The 20,149-nt window shown below is 65.8% G+C and carries 21 protein-coding genes, 2 tRNA genes and 1 pseudogene; 9 read left to right on the forward strand and 15 right to left on the reverse strand.

What is annotated here, in order from left to right:
* Nucleotides 1-71 precede the first annotated feature (71 nt).
* The 4 genes from RBH22_RS05350 to RBH22_RS05365 are packed head-to-tail and all read right to left on the reverse strand — an operon-like array spanning nt 72 to nt 4,585.
* Nucleotides 72-1,082, reverse strand: a complete 1,011-nt coding sequence (locus tag RBH22_RS05350; RefSeq protein WP_306676773.1) for an ABC transporter permease — start codon at nt 1,080-1,082, stop codon at nt 72-74.
* On the reverse strand, nt 1,075-1,857 hold the full coding sequence (locus tag RBH22_RS05355; RefSeq protein ID WP_306676774.1) for an ABC transporter ATP-binding protein: 783 nt from the start codon (nt 1,855-1,857) through the stop codon (nt 1,075-1,077). The genes RBH22_RS05350 and RBH22_RS05355 overlap by 8 nt, the downstream gene beginning before the upstream one ends.
* Complete coding sequence (locus RBH22_RS05360) at nt 1,854-3,968, reverse strand: NosD domain-containing protein (RefSeq protein WP_306676775.1); 2,115 nt, start codon at nt 3,966-3,968, stop codon at nt 1,854-1,856. The genes RBH22_RS05355 and RBH22_RS05360 overlap by 4 nt, the downstream gene beginning before the upstream one ends.
* The gene (locus tag RBH22_RS05365) at nt 3,968-4,585 is read right to left on the reverse strand and encodes a nitrous oxide reductase accessory protein NosL (protein WP_256289798.1); all 618 of its coding nucleotides are present in this window, start codon (nt 4,583-4,585) and stop codon (nt 3,968-3,970) included. The genes RBH22_RS05360 and RBH22_RS05365 overlap by 1 nt, the downstream gene beginning before the upstream one ends.
* A gap of 171 nt (nt 4,586-4,756) precedes the next feature.
* Between RBH22_RS05365 and acs the strand changes: the two genes are divergently transcribed.
* Entirely contained in the window at nt 4,757-6,742 is a 1,986-nt protein-coding gene (gene acs / locus RBH22_RS05370) for an acetate--CoA ligase (protein ID WP_306676776.1), read from the forward strand.
* A 157-nt stretch (nt 6,743-6,899) separates the two neighbouring features.
* Here acs and RBH22_RS05375 read toward each other — a convergent pair whose 3' ends face one another.
* Nucleotides 6,900-7,655, reverse strand: a complete 756-nt coding sequence (locus RBH22_RS05375; RefSeq protein WP_306676778.1) for a GNAT family N-acetyltransferase — start codon at nt 7,653-7,655, stop codon at nt 6,900-6,902.
* 149 nt (nt 7,656-7,804) lie between these two features.
* On the opposite strand from RBH22_RS05375, the gene RBH22_RS05380 reads away from it, so the two are divergent.
* Entirely contained in the window at nt 7,805-8,218 is a 414-nt protein-coding gene (locus RBH22_RS05380; RefSeq protein WP_256545179.1) for a hypothetical protein, read from the forward strand.
* A gap of 117 nt (nt 8,219-8,335) precedes the next feature.
* Here the strand turns inward: RBH22_RS05380 and RBH22_RS05385 are convergent, their stop codons facing one another.
* Entirely contained in the window at nt 8,336-9,361 is a 1,026-nt protein-coding gene (locus tag RBH22_RS05385; protein ID WP_306676973.1) for a glycosyltransferase family 4 protein, read from the reverse strand.
* Nucleotides 9,362-9,498: 137 nt separating this feature from the next.
* Here RBH22_RS05385 and RBH22_RS05390 point away from each other — a divergent pair, with 137 nt between their 5' ends.
* Together RBH22_RS05390 and trxA are read left to right on the forward strand one after the other, a co-directional pair.
* Nucleotides 9,499-10,167 carry a 2,5-diamino-6-(ribosylamino)-4(3H)-pyrimidinone 5'-phosphate reductase gene (locus RBH22_RS05390; RefSeq protein WP_256545180.1) on the forward strand — a complete coding sequence of 223 codons (669 nt, stop codon included), beginning with the start codon at nt 9,499-9,501 and terminating at the stop codon, nt 10,165-10,167.
* Between the two features lie 133 nt (nt 10,168-10,300).
* The gene (gene trxA / locus RBH22_RS05395) at nt 10,301-10,639 is read left to right on the forward strand and encodes a thioredoxin (RefSeq protein WP_256545181.1); all 339 of its coding nucleotides are present in this window, start codon (nt 10,301-10,303) and stop codon (nt 10,637-10,639) included.
* A gap of 130 nt (nt 10,640-10,769) precedes the next feature.
* Here trxA and RBH22_RS05400 read toward each other — a convergent pair whose 3' ends face one another.
* On the reverse strand, nt 10,770-10,955 hold the full coding sequence (locus RBH22_RS05400; protein ID WP_256545182.1) for a hypothetical protein: 186 nt from the start codon (nt 10,953-10,955) through the stop codon (nt 10,770-10,772).
* Nucleotides 10,956-11,218: 263 nt separating this feature from the next.
* Here RBH22_RS05400 and RBH22_RS05405 point away from each other — a divergent pair, with 263 nt between their 5' ends.
* Nucleotides 11,219-11,944, forward strand: coding sequence for a ribosome assembly factor SBDS (locus tag RBH22_RS05405; RefSeq protein WP_121570645.1), 726 nt, complete (start codon nt 11,219-11,221; stop codon nt 11,942-11,944).
* A gap of 24 nt (nt 11,945-11,968) precedes the next feature.
* On the opposite strand, the gene RBH22_RS05410 is transcribed toward RBH22_RS05405, so the two are convergent.
* A complete protein-coding gene (locus tag RBH22_RS05410) occupies nt 11,969-12,301 on the reverse strand; it encodes an FUN14 domain-containing protein (RefSeq protein WP_121570646.1) in 333 nt (110 codons plus the stop codon).
* Between the two features lie 201 nt (nt 12,302-12,502).
* On the opposite strand from RBH22_RS05410, the gene RBH22_RS05415 reads away from it, so the two are divergent.
* A complete protein-coding gene (locus RBH22_RS05415) occupies nt 12,503-12,988 on the forward strand; it encodes an Lrp/AsnC family transcriptional regulator (protein ID WP_121570647.1) in 486 nt (161 codons plus the stop codon).
* Nucleotides 12,989-13,145: 157 nt separating this feature from the next.
* Here the strand turns inward: RBH22_RS05415 and RBH22_RS05420 are convergent.
* Nucleotides 13,146-13,219, reverse strand: a tRNA-Lys gene (locus RBH22_RS05420).
* A 186-nt stretch (nt 13,220-13,405) separates the two neighbouring features.
* Between RBH22_RS05420 and RBH22_RS05425 the strand changes: the two genes are divergently transcribed.
* Entirely contained in the window at nt 13,406-14,860 is a 1,455-nt protein-coding gene (locus tag RBH22_RS05425) for a DHH family phosphoesterase (RefSeq protein WP_256289805.1), read from the forward strand.
* A 102-nt stretch (nt 14,861-14,962) separates the two neighbouring features.
* On the opposite strand, the pseudogene RBH22_RS05430 reads toward RBH22_RS05425, so the two are convergent.
* The 3 genes and pseudogenes from RBH22_RS05430 to RBH22_RS05440 form a co-directional block, all read right to left on the reverse strand.
* Nucleotides 14,963-15,493: pseudogene (locus RBH22_RS05430) on the reverse strand (class I SAM-dependent methyltransferase); the annotation flags it as partial.
* A gap of 72 nt (nt 15,494-15,565) precedes the next feature.
* Entirely contained in the window at nt 15,566-16,375 is an 810-nt protein-coding gene (locus tag RBH22_RS05435) for an ABC transporter permease (protein WP_256289807.1), read from the reverse strand.
* Nucleotides 16,372-17,559 (reverse strand): ABC transporter ATP-binding protein, encoded by a 1,188-nt coding sequence (locus RBH22_RS05440; RefSeq protein ID WP_306676780.1) that lies wholly within the window; start codon nt 17,557-17,559, stop codon nt 16,372-16,374. The genes RBH22_RS05435 and RBH22_RS05440 overlap by 4 nt, the downstream gene beginning before the upstream one ends.
* A 112-nt stretch (nt 17,560-17,671) precedes the next feature.
* On the opposite strand from RBH22_RS05440, the gene RBH22_RS05445 reads away from it, so the two are divergent.
* Nucleotides 17,672-18,112 (forward strand): SRPBCC family protein, encoded by a 441-nt coding sequence (locus tag RBH22_RS05445; RefSeq protein WP_306676781.1) that lies wholly within the window; start codon nt 17,672-17,674, stop codon nt 18,110-18,112.
* 473 nt (nt 18,113-18,585) lie between these two features.
* On the opposite strand, the gene RBH22_RS05450 is transcribed toward RBH22_RS05445, so the two are convergent.
* A tRNA-Leu gene (locus RBH22_RS05450) sits at nt 18,586-18,668 on the reverse strand.
* An 83-nt stretch (nt 18,669-18,751) separates the two neighbouring features.
* On the opposite strand from RBH22_RS05450, the gene RBH22_RS05455 reads away from it, so the two are divergent.
* Nucleotides 18,752-19,060 carry a transcription initiation factor IIB family protein gene (locus tag RBH22_RS05455; RefSeq protein WP_256289810.1) on the forward strand — a complete coding sequence of 103 codons (309 nt, stop codon included), beginning with the start codon at nt 18,752-18,754 and terminating at the stop codon, nt 19,058-19,060.
* 24 nt (nt 19,061-19,084) lie between these two features.
* On the opposite strand, the gene RBH22_RS05460 is transcribed toward RBH22_RS05455, so the two are convergent.
* Nucleotides 19,085-19,606: a phosphopantetheine adenylyltransferase gene (locus RBH22_RS05460; RefSeq protein ID WP_256545190.1), complete on the reverse strand. Its 522-nt coding sequence runs from the start codon at nt 19,604-19,606 to the stop codon at nt 19,085-19,087.
* 95 nt (nt 19,607-19,701) lie between these two features.
* Nucleotides 19,702-20,127 carry a Tfx family DNA-binding protein gene (locus RBH22_RS05465; protein WP_256289812.1) on the reverse strand — a complete coding sequence of 142 codons (426 nt, stop codon included), beginning with the start codon at nt 20,125-20,127 and terminating at the stop codon, nt 19,702-19,704.
* Between the last annotated feature and the right edge of the window lie 22 nt (nt 20,128-20,149).

Below are 20,149 nucleotides of genomic sequence, written 5' to 3' on the forward strand. Positions count from 1 at the left end.
GAACAGACGTCCGTGAAGCAGTGCGGCACCGGGGGGAGCCGAGCATCTTCACATCGGTCTGTCCGACAGTATCAGGATTCGATTTCTTCGACGGCGGGCCAGACCCGCCAGACGGCGACCGCGAGACTGCCGACCAGCCACACGAGCAGACCGACAGTGTTCAAAAGCGGGTCGCCCGCGTTCACTTCCGCGCCGCCGACGACACCGACCGCCGTCGAGAGAACCAGCCCGCGGAACGCGCTGTTCGGGCTCAGCGCCAGGAGTGCCGTGAGACCGCTTTCGGGAAGCACGCCGCTCGCGAGGCCGGCCACCAGCGCGGTGTCGATGCCGAGAACGAGCGCCAGCGCCAGCGCGGCGGCGAGTGCGAACGCCGTCCGGACGGTTCGCGCCGCGGCCGAGATCGCGATCGTCGCGGCGAGCACGACGAGCGTGAACACGCCCGCGAGGACGACGAACCGAACGTAGCGGACGCCCGAGTCGGCCGCGGCGTTGATCGCCAGGAACGTCGGGATGTCCGCCGTGAGGAACGGGACGAACAGCCCCACGACGAACAGCGTGGCGACCACGACGCCGACGAGCGCGAGTGCGCGCCCCAGATAGACCCCGCCGACGTAGGAGACCCGCCGCACGTCGTACGTCCGGAGGACGTCCAACTCGCCGGTCTGGCGGTCACCGAGGATCGATCGGTAGCCGAACGCGACTGCGAGCAGCGGGACGAGCACCTCGACGAACGTCAGCAGATCGAGCGTCAGCGGGACGAACCCGCCGCCACCGCCCGTTCCGGCCCACGCGACGCCGACGACGCTCAGCGTGAACGCCGCCGAGAGCGCGAGCAGCGCCGGCGTCCGGGCGATTGTCCGGAGTTCGCGCGTCGCGACGACGAAGAGGTTCGCTCGGAGACGAGCGAACTCGCTCCGTTCGGCCGCCGCGCTCGCTTCGTCGCCCTCGCCGGTCGTCGCCTCGGGCTGTTCGTCCTCCACTGCGGCCTCGCTCGCAGACGCGTCGACCTGCCCGTTGCCCGCAGCCGTCGACCCGTCCGCCGGCCGCGCGTCGGCGCTCTCGTCGGCGTCCGACTCACTCACCGCCCGACACCTCCTGTGCGCTCTGTCCTTCGTCGATACCTGCTCTAACGGTCGATTCGCCCGCCTGCGCGCGGACGATCCGGAGGAACGCCTCCGAGAGCGACGCCGCGTCGGTCTCCTCGAGGAGTTCCGTCGGCGACCCACTCGCGACGAAGCCGCCGTCGTCGAGAATGTAGACGGTTTCGGCGTGGGCCTCGACCGCCGGGAGTTCGTGTGACGCCACGACGACGGCGGTGCCCTCTGCGGCGAGTTCGCCGACGACCTCGAACAGTCGCTCGACCATCGCGGGGTCGAGGCCGCTCCCGGGTTCGTCGAGGATCAACACCGCGGGATCACCGAGCACGGCCTGTCCGAGCCCGAGTAATCGAGTCATTCCTCCCGAGAGCGATCCGACCGCGCGATCCGCGACGTCTCCGAGGCCGATCCGGTCGAGCGTCGCCGCGACGTCCTCGCTGTCGACGCCGTCGAGGAGTTCCGCGTAGAATTCGAGCGTGTCGCGCGCGCTGAACCCCTCGCGGAACGCGGGCTGCTGTGGGAGATAGCCGACGCTGCGTGCGCCGCCGGCGCGGCGCGGTACCGTAACCGAGCCGTCGGTGGGCGGACTGACGCCGGCGAGAATCTGCAGGAGCGTCGACTTCCCGGAGCCGTTCGGGCCGACGAGGGCGACGACCTCGCCGCGCTCGACCGTCAGCGATACGCCCGAGAGGACGTCGACGTCGCCGAACGACTGCTCGACGCCCGTCGACCGGAGCGCCGCGGGTCTGTCGTCGCTCACGCTGTCGCCTCCTGAGCTGTCACGTGTCGATTCGATTCCACTTCGATCCGCCGTTCGTCGACTGGTCTCGTCATCATCGTCTCGTCGGTAGTCGCGCTGTCGTTCGTCGAACGTTCCTCCGCGAGGAACCCCTCGGTATCGACCGCCCGCGCGGCGGCGATCACTTCGGGATGGAACGGCTCCGTCCGGGCGTGCGTGTCGACGACGCCGGACTGTCGGAGCCCCGAGACGGCGTCCTGGACGCGACGGAGCGTCGCGACCGCGGGCGACTGCGCCAACGCGGTCGCGCCCGAGACCGTCCCGATCCGGGAGTCGACCGACCCGGACGGCCGGTACGGGCGGTCGTAGATACCGTCGTCGTTCCCGTCGGGGATCGGCAGTGCGCCCCAGTGGTTGCCCACCCCGCTGTGTGACCAGGTACGGAGCGGTCCGATGGTGGACTCCACCGTCTGTTCGTTGTCGACGAAGTCGTTTCTGAGCACCCAGTTCGACGGGAGGATGTCGCTCGCGCGCACGCCGATCTCGTTGCCGATGACGACGTTCTCGGCGAACGTGTTGCGGTCGCCGGCGACCTGGAGCCCGCGCTCGTTGTCGACGACGACGTTTCGCGCGTAGTAGGAGTCGCCGCCGGCAGGGACGATGCCGTACGTGCTCTGTCGGACGTCGTTGCCCACGATGATGTTGTCCGTCGGGCGAGTCATCACGATGACGCCGGCCTGCGCGTTCCGGACCGTGTTGTTCGCCACCAGCGACTCGGAGGTGTACATCTCGTGGACGCCGTAGCGACCGGGATCGGCGCGGTTGTCCCGGACGACGCTCCCGTCCGCGCGGTGGGTGTAGACGCCGTCACGGCCGTCGATAAACACCGAGTCCTGGACGACGCTCCGCGCGCCGATGAGCACGACGCCCATAAAGCCCTCGCGGGCCGTCGCAGCGCCGCGCACCGTCAGGTTCGTCAGCGCGGAGTCGGGGCTCTCCCGGACGATGACACCGCTCGCGGAGGTGTCGATTTCGACGTTCGCGACCGAGGCGCCGGCCGCCCCGTCGAGGACGATCGCCGCGTCGCCGTAGCCGTACGCCAACTGGACCGTCGTATCCCAGTCGACCGAGCCGTTCCGGAAGTCGCGGCCGCGGCTCCCGACGTCGCCGACGCCGGTGACGCGCAGGTCGCGGACGGCCGAGCCGTCGCCCTTCAGAAAGACGACGCTGCGGTTTCCGTCACCGTTGATGACCGTCTCGGGTCCCGCGCCCGCGAGCGTGATGGACTTGTTCACGACCACGTCGTCGACGTCGTACGTTCCCGGCGGGAGGTAGACGGTCGTGTTCGGCGGTGCAGCGGCGGTGGCGTCCGCGATCGTCGCCGCGGTAGCGACGTCGCCTGTGGCCGAGGCGTCTATCGCAGAGCCCTCCGTGGTGGAGCTATCCGCGTCGACGACGACGCTCCGCGGTCGGTCGCGGCGCTCGGCGGTCTCTGTGACGGTCTCGTTCGCCCACTCGTGTCGGGCGTCGATCGACGCCTCGAACCGATCGAGCCGGGACGGCAGCGGGTCGCCGACGCGGGATTGGAGGGCCGCCCAGTCGACGACGTCGCCGCCGTACTGCTCGGCGAACTGCTCGGCGTCGCTGCGCTCGGAGAACGGCAGTATCACCGATCCGGACGGGATCGTCGCCTCGCTCCCGACGACGAAGTACGCAGATTCGGCGGGCGTCCAGCCCACGGCGCGGCCGCGCTCGGGAACGACGTACCCCTCCTCGGTCAGATTGGGTGTGATGTCCGAGAAGTCCGAGACGTAGACCGCGAGCGGATCTCCGAACTGCCGCTGGGCGCTCGCGTCGCCGAGTTCGCTGACGACGGTCTCGACGCCGACGTAGCCGACGACGTAGCGGTAGCCCGAGTAGAACACCTGCGCTCGCGGGAGAGCGAACCCCTCCGCCTCAGCGCGGCGTGTGTCGACGCCCGTCCCGCCCATACTCACGGTGTCGTCGAAGTCGACCGGGCGGAGCGTTTCGCCGCTCGCCGGCGTCAGGGCGAACGAGAGACTCGCGAGGACGAGCGTGAGGGTCACGGCGGCCGTCACCCACTTCGTCCCCGTCGACGACAGGATCGCCATCACATTCCGAGGCCGGCGACGACTTCGGGGGTGACTCCGTCGTGGGTCGTGAGCGACCCGCCGTGCTCGGACTGGAACGACTCGGCGTCCTCCCGGTTCGAGAAGGCGATCAGGTCACGGCCCATCGTTCCTTTCACCTCGGAGTCGACGACGTAGGTCACGTCGGTCGCCGAGACGAACGTCGACGCCTCGAAATGTCGCGTGATGAGGATGTCGCCGCCGTCCTCGTAGGTCTCGTAGTCCACCGACGAGTAGTCGGTGACGTAGAACGCGACGTCCTCCCAGCCGCTGTCGTCCTTCTCGAACTCGTACTGGTAGGCCTCCCAGGTACTGTCGAAACGGGCTGGATTCTCGTGCCCGTTCGGCTGTTGGTCCTTGTAGAAGATCTCGGCAGACGGCCCCGGATGTTGGCGGATCACCATCCCACAGACCTCACAGGTCGCAGTCTCGGGGATCGTGACCGCAGCCGGCGGCTCTGTGTTCCCGCCACCGCCGCCACCGAGACAGCCGGTCAACGAGACGGTCGCGGCCCCCGCACTCGCGAGCAGGAGGCGGCGGCGCCCGACCGACGTCGCGTCAGCCTGCTCGTCGACTCCCGAGGGTTGCTCCTCACACATAGACCAAGCTACGCGACCGCGTAATAAAAGACTCTGGGCGATTCCAGGCTTTTGAGAGCAGATAGGAAGTGGCTACTGTCCGAGAAACATCGCCGCAGTAGTTCGGTTTCGACGCCTCGCGGACCGGGTCGCACAGATTTATCACCCGGTATTCGAAAACTGTGAGTGAATATGACTGACAACGGCGACGGAGACGGGGACCTCGAAGCGCGACTGGTCGAACAGGAGAGCTTCGAGCCCACAGAAGAGTTCGTATCGCAGGCGAACGTCTCGGATCCGGGCATCTACGAGGAGTTCGAGGAGAACTGGCCGCACAGTTGGCGTCGCGCGGCCGACCTCCTCGACTGGGACCGAGAGTACAGTGAGATCCTCGACGACTCGAACGAACCCTTCTACGAGTGGTTCCCGGACGGCACGCTGAACGCCTCGTACAACTGCGTCGACCGGCACGTCGAGAACGGCGACAAGAACCGCGTCGCCATCAAGTGGGAAGGCGAACACGGCGACACGCGAACCTACACCTATCAGGACCTCTACCGCGAAGTCAACGAGTTCGCCGCGTCCCTCCGCGACCTCGGCGTCGAGGAAGACGACGTCGTCACCCTCTATATGCCGATGGTACCGGAACTGCCGATCGCGATGCTGGCGTGTGCGCGGATCGGCGCGCCGCACTCGGTCGTCTTCGCCGGCTTCTCGGCGGACGCGCTCGCGACCCGGATGAACTCCGCGGACTCTCGCTATCTCGTCACCTGCGACGGCTACTACCGCCGCGGCGACGCCCTCGATCACCTCCAGAAGGCCAACGAGGGCTTAGCGGGCGTCGACCACGGGGTCGACGCGACGGTCGTCGTCGACCGCCTCGGCGACGACGGCTTCGACCACGACCTGAAGGGCAACCAATACGCCTGGGAGGACCTGATGGCCGACCACCAGGGCGACCGCGTCGACCCTGTCGAGCGGAGCGCCGAGGATATGTTATTCCTGATGTACACGTCGGGAACGACGGGCCAGCCGAAGGGCGTGAAACACACGACCGGCGGCTATCTCGCCTACACGGCGTGGACCTCCCACGCCGTCCTCGACCTCGAACCCGAGGACACCTACTGGTGTTCGGCAGATATCGGCTGGATCACGGGCCACTCCTACATCGTCTACGGGCCGCTCGCGCTCGGGACGACGACCGTGATGTACGAGGGAACGCCGGACTTCCCCGAGCGCGACCGCCTCTGGGAGATCATCGAGAAGTACGCCGTCGACGTGTTCTACACCGCGCCGACGGCGATTCGCGCGTTTATGAAGTGGGGCTCGCAGTTCCCCGAGCAACACGACCTCTCCAGTCTGCGTCTCCTGGGGACGGTCGGCGAGCCGATCAACCCCCGCGCCTGGAAGTGGTACTACCAGCACATCGGCAACGAGGAGTGCCCGATCGTCGACACCTGGTGGCAGACAGAGACCGGCGGGATGATGGTCACGACCCTGCCGGGCGTCTGTACGATGAAACCGGGCTCTGCGGGGCCGCCGCTGCCGGGCATCGACGCGCGCGTCGTCGACACCAACGGCGACGAGGTCGAGTCCGGCCGCGCGGGCTATCTCACCGTCGACAAGCCGTGGCCCGGAATGCTTCGGACGCTGTACAACAACGACGAGCGGTTCATCGAGGAGTACTGGGAGGAGTACTCCGACGCCGACGCCGACGAATGGGTGTACTTCCCGGAGGACGGTGCGAAGATCGACGAGGACGGCTACATCACGATCCTCGGCCGCGTCGACGACGTGATCAACGTCTCCGGGCACCGACTCGGAACGATGGAGATCGAATCCGCCATCGTCGGCGTCGAGGGCGTCGCCGAGGCCGCGGTCGTCGGCGGCGAACACGAGGTGAAAGGCGAGGCCGTCTACGCGTACGTGATTCTCGAAGACGGTTACGACGGCGACGACGAGATGCGCGAGCGCATCGTCGCGGGCGTCGAAGACGCCATCGGCCCGATCGCGCGCCCCCAGCAGGTGGTCTTCACGCCGGAACTCCCGAAGACCCGCTCGGGGAAGATTATGCGTCGCCTGCTCGAAGAGATCGCGAACGAGGAGGAACTCGGCGATACGACGACGCTCCGCAACCCGGAGATCGTCAAAGAGATCCAGGACAAAGTCGAGCGATAAACGGCGCAAAGCGCCCCGCGACCTGATTCCTCTCTCGGATGCGGCCGAGTCGCGGATCGGCGTAGACGCCGTCGGAGTACAGATAGCGACGCGAGCGTTTTCCTGGTGTGTTCAGCACTTCGTACCGCGAGGGAACTCACCGTCGAAAAATGTGGGGTTACAGATACGCGGCGTCCCAGCGGACGGGCTTTCGGCGGTTTCCGCACTCGTTACACTCTAAGCGCTCCATCGTGTCGATCGCGACGTCGAAGCTCTCGTCGGCCCCGCACATCCACCCGTAGCGCTCGGTCTGTGCGTCGTCGAGGTAGACGGCGAAGAAGGGCGATTCGGAGCCGCGTACCGACTCGTCGTAGGCGACGTGGACGGTCCGATCGCCGACCTGCTTTTCGACGAGGCCGCTCGGCGCGGGTTCCTCCTCGTCGAGGAACGTCGTGAAGACCCGCTCGGTGAACGACTCGCCGTGGATGTCTACGGTCCGCTCGCCGACCTCGGTGAAGCCCTGTTCGTCGTAGAAGGAGACGCCCTCCCGATTCTCGGTGAGGACGCGGCCTTCGACTCGGTCGACGCCGGCGTCGACGAGTTCCTGTTCGAGACGCGCCAGGAGTTGTGAGCCGATGCCCTCACCGCGGTGGTCCGGGACGACGTGGAGCCAGTCCAGGTAGCCGACGGTCTCGCGACCGTCCGAAATCTCGCTCTGGGCGAACCCGACGACAGCGCCGTTGTCGAGCGCGAGGACGAACACCTCGGTGTCGTCGGTCAGCGACTCTCGCAGTCGCTCGGGGCTGTACCACTCGTCGACGGCAGCCGTGATCGTTTCCTCGTCGATCGCGTGCCCGTAAGAGGCGGTCAGCGATTCCGTTGCGACCCGTCGGATGTCGTCGACGTCTTCCGTCGTTGCGTCACGGACGTCCATACCCCTTATTCGTCGTCCCCCTACTTGACCTTCGGGGGCCACATATACTGGCCGGTGTATATAATCGGGGGTTCGATGTGACCACCGAACGCGCGCAGGACTCTGCGCTACGGCAGAAATATAAGTACAATGCTGTCACTCTAGTTATTATGGATACAGACGGGCGCGACGAGGATGGGAGCGCCGAACCCGACAGCGGAAGCAGCGGCGCGGACGAGCAGGTCAACTTCGCTGTGAACATCGAGGGCGGAGAGACCGTCATCACGATGCGCGGCGACCGCGACACCGCCGTCGTCGTCCGCTCGGCGTCGGGCGAACGGATCTACCTGCCGCCGGAGGACTTCGAGCGCGACGCGGTCCGACGCGATGGCAGCCCCTACCAGTCCGCACAGGACGACAGTCCGTACCGGGGGACGCGAGACAGCCCGTATCAGGGAATCCAGAGCGACAGTCCGTATCAGGCCGCCAGACAGAGCCTGCCGAGCGAGGGCCTCGTTCCGACTGCGGAGGGATACCGCATCCGACATCCCGAGCCCGTGACAGACGTACGGCTCCTTCGGTAGGACCGCAAAAACAGCACCGGCGCCTCCGATTGTCTCATAATGGTTACTCTCGTCTCTTACCGCCGACCATCGCCACCGGGAGTGGCGCTCGGCGGTACACAGTGAGAGTAATCACTATCAGACGATTTCCTCGTAGAACGCGATGGTCTCTTCGACGACTTCGTCCCAGGTGATCGGGTCGTACGTCGGCGCACCGTCGAGTTCGAGACCCCGCTCGATTCCATCTGCGAGCGACTCCGATTCGGGTTCGACCTCGACGACGCACCCCTCAGAGAGCACCTCGTTGACGCCGCTCTCGGTCGCAACCACGCGCGTCCCGGCCGAGAGCGCCTCGGTGATCGTGATCCCGAACGGCTCGGCGAGCGACGGCGAGACGAACAGATCCGCAGACGCGTAGTAGTCGCCCAGTTCCTCCTCGGGCACGTAGCCGACCCACTCGATCTGGTCGTCGACGTCGAGTAGTTCCGCGAATCGCTTGAGCTGTGCCGTGAGATGCCCCGAACCGCCCATCACGAGCGTCACGTCGTCTCGACGGAGCTTCTCTAAGGCGTACACGAGGTGGGCGATTCCCTTCTGGTCGGTGTGACGACCGACGAAGAAGAGCATCTCGCCGTCGATTCCGAGTTCGGCCTTGAAGTCCCGCCCGGTCGTCTCACACTCCGAGAACCCGTTGTAGATGACCCGGCAATCGCCGCCGTAGTGTTCGCGGACGTCGCCGGCGGTGAGTTCGCTGACGGCGATGAGGTGATCCGCGCGTTCGGCGAGTCGGCGCTCGGTCTCGACTTCCCTCTTTGGCGGATCGAGGTTCCGATCGGTCGACAGCGAGTGGAAGGTCGTGACCCACTCGACGTCCGCGTTCGACTTCGCGCGCGACCCGGGGCCGTAGCCGAACCAGTCGTGTGTGTGGACGATGTCTGCGTCCTGTGCGCGCTCGGCGAACGTCGAACTCATCCGCCCCACGCGCGTGATGATGTCGCCGTCGCCGGTCGGCACGCCGACGATTCCTGCTCTGTCTTCGGGGGCGTACTCGGACGGAAGAACGAGTTCGACGTCGAGGCCCCGCGCTCGCATTCCGTCGAACAACTCCCCGACGTGGGTGTCGAGTCCGCCGCTCACGTTCGGCGGAAACCCCCAGCCCAGCATCAGCACTTTCGGCGACATCTTGCTAGAAGTGACCACGCTCGCGCACATAAGTCCTGTCCGTGCCGCGTCTCGGGGGGGCGCGGAGTCGACCGAATCGCAACCGAAATTCGCTTGCCGCGGGGGACCGAGCGTTCGGTATGCACGTCGTCGTCAACGCAGCGACGAGCGCGGACGGGAAACTCTCGACGCGCCGCCGCGAGCAGGTGCGGATCAGCGGCCCCGAAGACTTCGCCCGCGTCGATCGGCTCCGCGCCGACAGCGACGCCGTTCTCGTCGGTATCGGAACGGTCCTCGCCGACGACCCCCATCTAACACTCGACGACGCGGCGCTCCGAGACGAGCGAGCAGCGCGTGGCGACGACCCCAGCCCCGCCCGCGTCGTCGTCGACTCCAGTGGACGGACCCCACTCGACGCGCGGATCCTCGACGACGCGGCGACGACGTACGTCCTCCTCTCGGCGGACGCGACCCCCGAGCGCCGGGACGCGATTGCGGCGGCCGGCGCCGAGGTCGTCGTCGCCGGCGACGAGCGCGTGTCGCTTCCGGAGGCGCTCGACGCGCTCGGTGACCGCGGCGTCGCAGATCTGATGGTGGAAGGCGGCGGCGAGATCATCCACTCGCTCTTCGCGGCTGACCTCGTCGACGAACTCTCGGTGTACGTCGGCTCACTCGTCCTCGGCGGCCGTGAGGCGCCGACGCTCGTCGACGGTCCCGGATTCGTGGAGGACTTTCCGAAACTGTCGCTCGAAGACGTCCGGCGCGTCGACGACGGCGTCCTGCTCAGCTACGAGGTACTCGGTCGGTGACTATCGGTCGTTTATCCGCTGCGTTCGCCGCCGTTGTATGTCGACGGCGCCGATATCGACGGTTCCCGACGGTCGTGCGAGGCGGGCCCCAATCCTCGAAATAGGTAAAGGGCTGCCCCCAGTAGAGCGTGGTATGAGTTCGCCAGAATCGACCGGCGCGCCGATCCACGTCGAGAGCGCGGAACACTTCCAAGAACTTCTCGCCGAACACGAGGTCGTCCTCGTCGACTACCACGCAGAGTGGTGTGGGCCGTGTAAGATGCTCGAACCCACAGTAGCGGAGATCGCCGAGGAGACCGACGCGACCGTCCTGAAAGTCGACATCGACGAACTGCAGGGCCTCGCGCGCGACGCCGGCGTCCGATCGGTTCCGACGCTCGAGTTCTACAAGAACGGCGAGCAGGCCGAGCGCGTCATCGGCGTCCAAGAGAAGAGCGACCTCGTCGGCGTCATCGAACAGCTGTCGAACTGAGCGCCGCAGTCGCGGCGGTCTGACGTTCGCTGTAACCGCTTCGACGCCTCGCGTCGACTCCTCCTCGAGTATCTACCCAGAGCCGATGGCTCGAACGTGCCACCGAGACAGTGCGGGAACAGCCCGCACGTCACGTCGCGTCGGGCGCCCGCAGCGCGGCGACGTCGACGTCGTGATCGGTCACCGACCGGTGCTCCGAGAACAGCTTTTCGGCCTCGGCCGCCCGCTTCGTGAGGTGTTCGGTCGGACAGTCGTGACAGACGACGTGATAGACCCGGTCTCCGGAATCCGCGTCGGAATCGACAGCGCGGCTCATACCTGTTCTGTCGCGAGAAGCGGTGATAGCTAATCGTCGATTATCGAAGGCGGCCGTTCGAGAAAACGCGCCTTAATGCGGGAAGTACACGACTACCGTCCCGACGCCGCTGTCTGCCCGCGGTTCCGAGCCCTCGGTTGCGGAGGGTCGAATTCACTGGATAGGACCCGAATCCGCGGGACGGAACGCGAGTCCCACATCCGAACGGCACTCACACGACGCCGCGGGGAGGGCTTTTTACTTCGGAGCAAGTAGGGAGCGGTATGATCTCACTTGACGAAGCCGTGACGGCGCGACTCGAATCGCACGGCGAGCGGTTCGAGGTACTCATCGACCCCGACGCCGCTCTCGCCATCAAACGGGACGAATTCGAGGGCGACTTAGAGGACGTCATCGCCGCCGAGGACGTCTTCGAGGACGCCTCGCGAGGCGACAGACCGGCAGAGAAAGACCTAGAGACCGTGTTCGGGACCACAGACCCCCTCGAAATCATCCCCGAGGTCGTCCGCGAAGGCGAGATCCAGATCACCGCCGAGCAGCGGCGGGAGATGCAGGAACAGAAGCGAAAGCAACTCATCAACCGCATCGCGCGCAACGCGGTGAACCCGCAGATGGACAACGCGCCGCATCCCCCCGAGCGAATCGAGCGCGCCCTCGAAGAGGCCGGCTTCCGCGTCGATCCGATGGAGCGCGTGGAGTCACAGGTCGACGACGCCCTCGACGCCCTCCGGCCGGTCATTCCGATTCGCTTCGACGAGGTGACTGTCGCGGTACAGGTCCCGGCCAACTACGCCGGCAAGACCCAGGCACAGGTCCGCGAGTACGGGGACCTCGAACGCGAGGAGTGGCAGCCGGACGGCTCGTGGGTCGGCGTCGTCACCTTCCCAGCCGGGATGCAGAACGACTTCTACGACCTCGTCAACGAGATGACCTCGGGCGAGGCGGAGACGCGCATTATCAAAGACAAAGACGAACTCAGCACGCGGTAGCGATGCGGTAGCGACGGAGCCGAACTATCCCTTCTTGAAGCCGACCAGGAAGCCGCCGGTGAAGCCGGCCGAGACCGACAGCGTCGAGAGAATCGTCGAGATCCAGTCCGGCGGCGTCCCGTTGGCGGCGCTCTGGGTCGTCTCGACGAACCCGGACGTGAGCCGTTCCCAGTCGACCGAGAGGATCCCGCGGGATTCGAGAAACTTGAAGAGCGCCAGTTCCAGACCGACGATCACGGCGATGATCTTGGCGACTTTCTTCGCCGCGAAGCCGATGATGCCGCCGATTACCGCGCCGCTCCCGAACTCCAAGCCGAGCTGCGTCGGGTCCAGCGACAGTTGTAACGAATCGAGCATACCGAAACTCTCCCGCCGCAGTATAAGTCGTTTGTGGGGATCGCGTGCCGATATCGGCCGACTGTCCGGGCTATTTTCCTCCGGTCAGAGAATGACGAGACGGGAGACACCCCTCTCGTGAGTCCACATTTTCGTGGAATGTCAGGCAAACGAGGCGGAAGTTACAAAGAATCCGGGTCGAAATGGGGACCTATCGGAATTATGGACGAACGCGACATTCGCCTCCTGAAAGCCATCTCTGATCTCGGGACCGGGAGCCCGGAGCGACTCCACGAGGAGACCGACATTCCCGTCTCGACGATCCACTATCGGCTGAACAATCTCCGCGAGGCGGGCATCATCGAGAACGATCTGTACGACATCGACCTGGAGAAAGTCGGACTCGGCGTCACGGTTCTCGTCGAGTTACTCACCGATTACCACGGGTCACACCACGATTTCGAGGACAAGATCCTCGCCGTCGAGGGGGTCTCGCAGGCGTACTTCACGATGGGCGAGACCGACTTCGTGGTCGTCGCACACCTCCCCGACCGCGAGATGGTCGAGCGCCTCATCACCGACCTCGAAACGATCGAGGAGGTCCGCCGGACGAACTCGACGTTCGTCGTCTCGACGCTCCGACACAGCACGCGGGCGCTGCAGAACTACGACTTGGAGACGCTGCTCACCGAACTCGCAGACGAGTGAGAACGTGTATCTACGGGTGTAGGGACAGGAGAGGCGGGCGGGGCGCGATCTGAACGCACGGTGGGACGTGCTCGCTTCGTTGCGTGCGACCTCCGTACAATGTGCCTCTGGCCAGATCAGATACGCGCCACTCGCGGAGTTGTTCGCGGCGAGAAGACGGGCCGGACGCGATTTGAACGCGCGACCGTCTGATTAAGAGTCAGACGCTCTGCCGGACTGAGCTACCGGCCCACTGCATCCCTGAGTTCTGGTGGCGCAATTATATGTGTTTCCTTTCGGCCGACGGTCGGGAGTGACTCTCACGACCCGATTGAAATGACTCAGATCCGGACGCCCCGGCGTTGCCTCCCCGAGTGCCGCACCGCTGCTCACCAAACGAGTGCTGTTAAGTGGCGTCCGACCGGAGTTGGCGTCAGAATGAGCGCCGGGGTCACTATCTCGTCGATGTCCACCTACGCCATCCTCGGGTGCGGGAGCGTTGGCTACGCGGTGGCCGAAGAACTCGCCGAGGAGGGCAAAGACGTCCTCATCCTCGACAAAGACGAGAGCCGCGTCGAATCCCTCCGTGATCAGGATCTGAACGCACAACAGACGAACATCGCCGATCCCGACGTCGCCGACGCGGTCGCCGATCGAGATGTCGTCCTCATCCTCGCCTCCGACGTCGAGGCGAACAAGGCGGCGGTCTCGGCGATCCGCGAGCGCAACGGCGATCAGTTCATCGTCGTGCGCGCGTCGGACCCCGTCTCCGAGGACGAACTCGCTGAACTGGGTGCCGACGTCGTGATCAACCCCTCGGAGGTCATCGCGGACTCGGCGCTGCGGTCGCTCGAATCGGGCGAACTCGAATACAAGGCCCGACAGCTCGCCGAAGTGCTCGAAGGGGCGACGGAAGGGCTCGCAGTTCTCACACACGACAACCCGGATCCGGATTCTATCGCCTCGGCGGTGGCGTTGCAGGCGATCGCCCGCGAGCACGGCGTCGACGCAGTCATCAACTACGACGGCGAGATCGGCCACCAGGAGAACCGCGCGTTCGTGAATCTGCTTGGGATCGAACTCGTCCCGCTTTCGGAGGGCAAGCCCCTCTCGGAGTACGGGGCCGTCGCGCTGGTCGACCATATGAAGTCGGGCGACCCCGATCTCGACGTCGACGTCGACATCTTCATCGACCACTACGAGCCCGAAGAAGACATCGAGGCGGAGTTCACCGACGTCCGTCCCAACGTCTCCTCGACGTCGACGATCCTCACGAAGTACCTCCAAGAGTTCGACCTCTCGCCCAGCGAGGCGGTCGCGACCGCGCTGCTCTACGGAATCCGCTCGGAGACGCTGGATTTCAAGCGCGAGACGACCCCTGCCGATCTCACCGCCGCCGCGTATCTCTATCCCTTCGCCAACCACGACACGCTCGAACAGGTCGAGTCGCCCTCGATGTCGCCAGAGACGCTCGACGTCCTCGCAGAAGCCATCCAGAACCGCGAGGTCCAGGGGAGTCATCTGGTCTCGAACGCCGGCTTCATCCGCGACCGCGACGCGCTCGGACAGGCCGCACAGCACCTCTTGAAGCTCGAAGGAATCACGACAACCGCCGTCTTCGGCATCGCGGACGACCGCATCTTCCTCTCTGCGCGCTCGAAAGACATCCGGATGAACATCGGGAAGATCCTGCAGGACGCCTTCGCCGGCATCGGCGAAACGGGCGGACACTCCACGCAGGGCGACGTCGAGATCCCGCTGGGAATCTTCACTGGCATCGAGACGAGCGACGACAACCGCGATACGCTCTTGCAACTGACCGAAGAAGCCGTCCGGAAGAAACTGTTTCAAGCGATGGGCGTCGACAGTTCCGAGAGCGGCAACGGTAGCTGAAACGCTTCTCGTTTTTTTTCGATTTCAAGCGCCGTCTGTGGCCCGTTCTGCGAACACGAACTCCGCGTCGCTCCCCAGCGGATCGCTCACGGTCTCGGTTCAGAGGTTCTCGAAGCCGGCGTCCCGCAGTTGTGAGAGCGTGGCGTCGCGGCCGGGCGCCGAGAACAACATTCGACCGCCCATCCAGCCCCGACGCACCGTCTCGAAGCGACCGCGCGGCAGCGTCATCAACAGGCGGCCGCCGGGACGCAATACCCGCGCGAACTCCCGGTACACGTCCGGGTGCGCCGCTCGCGGGACGTGGGAGACGGCGTGATACGCGGTGACCGCGTCGACGCTGTCGTCCCTTACTGGGAGGTCCCGCATCTCCGCCTGGAGAAGGTGGCTCTCCGGCACGTTCTCCCGGGCGAGTTCGAGGCCGCGCCGGGAGATGTCGAGGCCGATGCTGCCAGGTGGGAGATTCGCGAGTGTCCGTGCGCCGTCGCCACAGCCGACGTCGAGGACAGTCGGATCCGGTCCCAACTCGTCTCGGAGCCGACCGAGTAAGTCGGCGTCTGAGCCGCTCGGATCGCGCCGCTCGGCGTACGTCTCCGAAATCTCCTCCCACGCCCGCCGGATCGCGTTTCGGTCCATCTTACTTTAGGAGGGCAGCGAGCCGCATAGGCGCGTCGGCCGGTTGGCCGGTCGGCGGCGGGCGCTCTCCGCTCAATAATCTCCGAGAACACCCAGGCGTCGGGCTCTGCGGGTCGCATACTGGAAGACCAAGTACCCGAAGCCGAGATAGCCGACGGCCGTCGCGAGGAGGAGCGCCAAGTCGAAGGCGCTGAACTCCCAGAGCCGCGTCCCGTCGAGCATCGCGCGTTGGAGGAGGCCGCTGCCGTGCGCCAACGGGAGGAGGCTGAGCCACGGGACGTCCAGCGACGGCGCCGAGATCAGGACGACGAAGCCGAACTGCAGCAGATTGAGCCAGCTTCCGATCTGCTTGTACAGCAGTGTCACGCCGCCCGCCGCGAACCCGAGTCCGAGCACCGACGTGATGGTGAGCGTGGCGACGACGACGACGGTAAATAGATTGAGCTGGAGCGCCGTGCCGGTCATACCGAGCATCACGACGAGGATCACCGTCGAGGTGAGGAACGTCCGGACGATCTTGGCGATCCCCTTCAGCATCGCGACGGGCGCGAACCCGAACGGCGTCATCACGTGCCGTTCCAGCGTCCCCCACTGGACTTCGCTGCCGATGTCGTTCGAGATCGACGAGTAGGCGCCGACCGAGAGCGTCCAGAGGAAGTAGCCGACCACGATCCCCTCGATCGAGTCAGTCAGCGCTCGGCCCGCGACCATCCGCCCGCCGTAGAACAGCACGCCGAAGAAGAACAGGGCGATGACGACGCCGCCGATCGCGTTGGCGGGGTACCGAACGAAGAGGATGGCCTCGCGGTAGAGGACGGCCCGCGCGAGGTGGTAGTACCCGGCCGGCTTCGGTCCCTGCCCCGCCCGCTGACCGGCACTCATCGCCGTTCCTCCCATCGCTGGTCCTCTGTTTCCTCCTTGCGATCGCTGGTCAGGTCGACGAACACGTCTTCGAGATCCGGATCGACCGCAGTGAGACGATCGATCCGCACGCCCTGCTTTTCGAGCCGCGCCATCAGCGCGTACAGTCCGTCGCTGTCGGTCGTCACGTCGACGCGCGCACCGGGCCGACGCTCGAAGCGCTCGACGCCAGTCACGTCGAACGCCGCGCGGAGGTCCGCCAGCAGGTCGGCATCGAAGTCGCCGCTCGCGATCCGGACGCCGTGTCGCTCGCCGCGACCGAGGAGCGCGTCGACGCTGTCGTCGGCGACGATCCGCCCGCCGGACATAATCAGGACCCGATCGCAGACCGCCTCGACGACGTCCATATCGTGACTGCTGAGGATCACCGTCAGTCCTCGGTCCTCGGCGAGCCGCCGGAGTTCACGCTGGAGCGTCCGTGAACTCTCGACGTCGAGGCCGAGCGTCGGCTCGTCCAGAAAGATCACGTCGGCGTCGCCCGCCAGCGTACTCGCGAGTGACACCTTCTGCTTCATCCCGCGGGAGAGATTCCGGACCGCGACGTCGACTTTGTCCGCCAACTCCAGGCGTTCGAGCAGCCGCTCGTGGCGGTCGGCCACGGAGTCGGGATCGATGCCGCCGATGGTCGCGAAGTACCGGAGATTCTCGCGGACGGTCAGACGCCAGTAGTCGTTTCGCGCGCCTTCGAGCATCGCGTCGACGTGCCCGTACGCCGCCCGTGGGCGGTCTGGCACGTCTACTCCGCAGATCCGGACCGAGCCCTCGTCCGGGAGCACCATCCCCAGGATGGACTTGATGAGCGTCGTCTTGCCGGCCCCGTTGGGGCCGAGGAGTCCGACGACCGAGCCCGGTTCGATCTCGAACGAGACCGAATCCACCACCGTGATGGCGTCGGAGCCCGTTCCGAACTGCTTCGAGAGCCCCTCGACGGCGACAGCGACGTCGGCGTGGTCGTCCAGCGACGCTGACCCGGACGCGACGTCAGTGTCGTCGCCGGGTCGTCTCTTCCCGTTCGTCTCGGCTCCGACGTCTGCGCTGTGGGTCGTCGATCGCTCGGATTCCGGCCCGGTGGTGACGCTGCCGCCACTCGCTGCCTGCCCGTCGCCGCCGCCCGCCACCCGCCCGTCGCCGCCATCCGCATCCATTGTCGTCTGGAAGGCGCGGAACTACAAAAGCTACAGCCGGTTCGCACCCCGTTGGGTCCTCTCCCGACGAATCCGCCACCGTCGTTTAGTGACTGCCGACCCACCAGTCGGTATGAGAGCTGTCGCAGAGGCTGTGATCGACCGACCACGAGAGGCGGTCTTCGAGTATATGGACGTGCCCGAGAACCAAGCGCGCATCTCACCGCGACTGTCGCGCGTCGAAACCCTCGGCGTGCTCGACAACGGCGGGAAGCGAGCGCGCTACACCTACCGCCTCGGCCTCCCGTTCCGTGGCGAAGTGCGCGGCGTCGTCCACGAACCACCGGAACGGATCGTCTTCGAGCTGTCGGGCGACATCGAGGGACGCCTCCAGTGGACGTTCGAGACTGTCGACGACCGGACGCTTGTCACCTACGCCGCCGATTACGACCTCGGGTTGCCACCGATCCTCGATCGAGTGCTCGGTCCGATCGCCGCCCGATACAACCGACGCGAACTCGAACGGACGCTGGCGAATCTCGACCAGCAGCTCTCCGAACCGGGCGACGCCTGACCGCTGGATCACTCCCGAACGCATTCCCCGGATTCCAGACACACAGGCACAATCGGACGAGAGCGCGGCTCAAAGATGGCACACTGAGACGTGGCTTCAGAATGATCGACATCGTTCCGATCCGGCCTCGACGTCGCGGCCGGTTCGCCCTCGCTATAGTAGCATTGGCAACTGATTACACAGCCAACCGCACGACTGCGTGGGATTCTGTGAGTGAAGACTTGCAAACGCTACTATAGTTCGGACCGAATATGCGCGGGACAGGATTCGAACCGGAACGAGACGGTCACGGTCACTCCGTTCGCGCGCTGCGACTCGCAGGGCTCGAATCCGTGCCTGCTCCCTCGTCGCTTTGCTCCTCAGTGCGCGGGACAGGATTCGAACCACGGTCGCTCTGCTCGCTCCGCTCGCGACGCTCCCTGATTCGAATCCTTCGGAACGATATTCGTCCTCGCTGTCGCTCGGACAGAATATGCGCGGGACAGGATTCGAACCTGCGGACCCCTATGGGACAGCGTCCTAAGCGCTGCGCCTTTGACCGCTTGGCTACCCGCGCGCAGCCCCATCTACAGCGAAGGCCCAAATCAACCTGTCGCTCCGCGCGCAGGGTTCTTATGCAGTGGCGACGCACCTCAGTGTATGTACAGCGCCCGGGACCGCGTCGCCAACGAGGAGTGGCTGAACCGGATCGAGCGCGGTGCAGACCGACTGGAGCTCGGATCCGACGCGCGCTCGGTCGCCGCGGATCTGTTCCTCTCGGAAGCCCCCGAAGAAGACCGCTCCAAGCGTGCGATAGCGGCCGCGAGCCTCTATGCGGGCGCGTTGATCGCCGGCGAGGAACGGTCGCAATCTCGCGTCGCCGACGCGATGGAGGTGACCCGGCTCAGCGTCCAACAGCACTGGAAGCCGGTGCTCGAGTCGGCGGGATTCCAACCGCCGTCGTGGTAGCAGAGGACGCAGAAATGGACACAATCAGGCGTCGGATCGCTCGGACTCCTCGGTGCTCGGTTGCTTCGGGCCGCGGCCGTCCCGCTCCGGCGTGACGTTTCCGTGGCGGTCGATTTCGCCCTTGACGATGCGCGTCGACGAGATGCGCTCGCCGTCCTCGGCGCTGACGTGCTCGACGACCTCGATGTCGAGCGGGTCGTACCCGCGTTCCCGACGGATTTCGTTGATTCGCTCGCCCCCCTCGCGGGTCTCCGGGGACACGATGAGGACGTCGAACTTCTGTTCGGTGGCGATTCCGGTCGGCTCGGTCAGTTTGCGCACTTCGAATTCGCGGTCGTGGGCCGCGGCGAGCGGCTCTAATTCGGCGACGAGATCGTTCTTCCGATCCTCGAACGACCTGACGTAGCGGTCGACGTGGCGGGTCTTCGGAGCGAGTTCGTCGCTCGTCAACCCGACGGTTACGTCGCCTAACTCGAACGCACGCTCGAAGAGCGCGAGGTGGCCGTCGTGGACTGGATCGAACGTCCCGCCCAGCGCGACGTGCATACGCGGCCGAGGTCCTCCCGGGACTTAAACTGGGCGGGTCTCCGTCGAGTACCGGCCGCACCCGACGATCCACGCCATTGCACAGAATCCCGGTGTCAGCCGCTTTCGGCGAACACTTTCACCGTTCCGTCGCTCGTGAGTCCCACGTCGATCGGTTCTTCCAGCATATTCTCGCTCGCGACGTCGCCGAGCAGTCCGTAGAGATGCGCGTAGAGTTCGGGCCGGCAGTAGTCGACTTTGAGACCGGCGTCGTCGCCCTGCGCGTAGATCTGATCGACGATGTCCTCGAAGCACGTCCCCGCCGCGACGGTGAACTGCACCGGCGCCCGCAGCGTCTGGACGAGTTCGAGCGTTCGACGCGCCTTCTCGACGTTCGCCTCTGCGGCGCGTTCGATGGCGCTCACGTTCGCGTCCGTGGTCCCCAACTCCTCGGCGACTTCCCGCTGGGTCTTACCCTGCTCGCGTCGCTCTAACACCTCGACCTGTCGCTCTGTCAGGACTGTCGAGTCCACGTTGGCCATACGAAGTCAAACAGATCTGTTT

The sequence above is a fragment of the Halobellus sp. H-GB7 genome (assembly GCF_030848585.1).
In the GTDB taxonomy this organism is placed as follows: Archaea; Halobacteriota; Halobacteria; order Halobacteriales; family Haloferacaceae; genus Haloquadratum; species Haloquadratum inordinatus.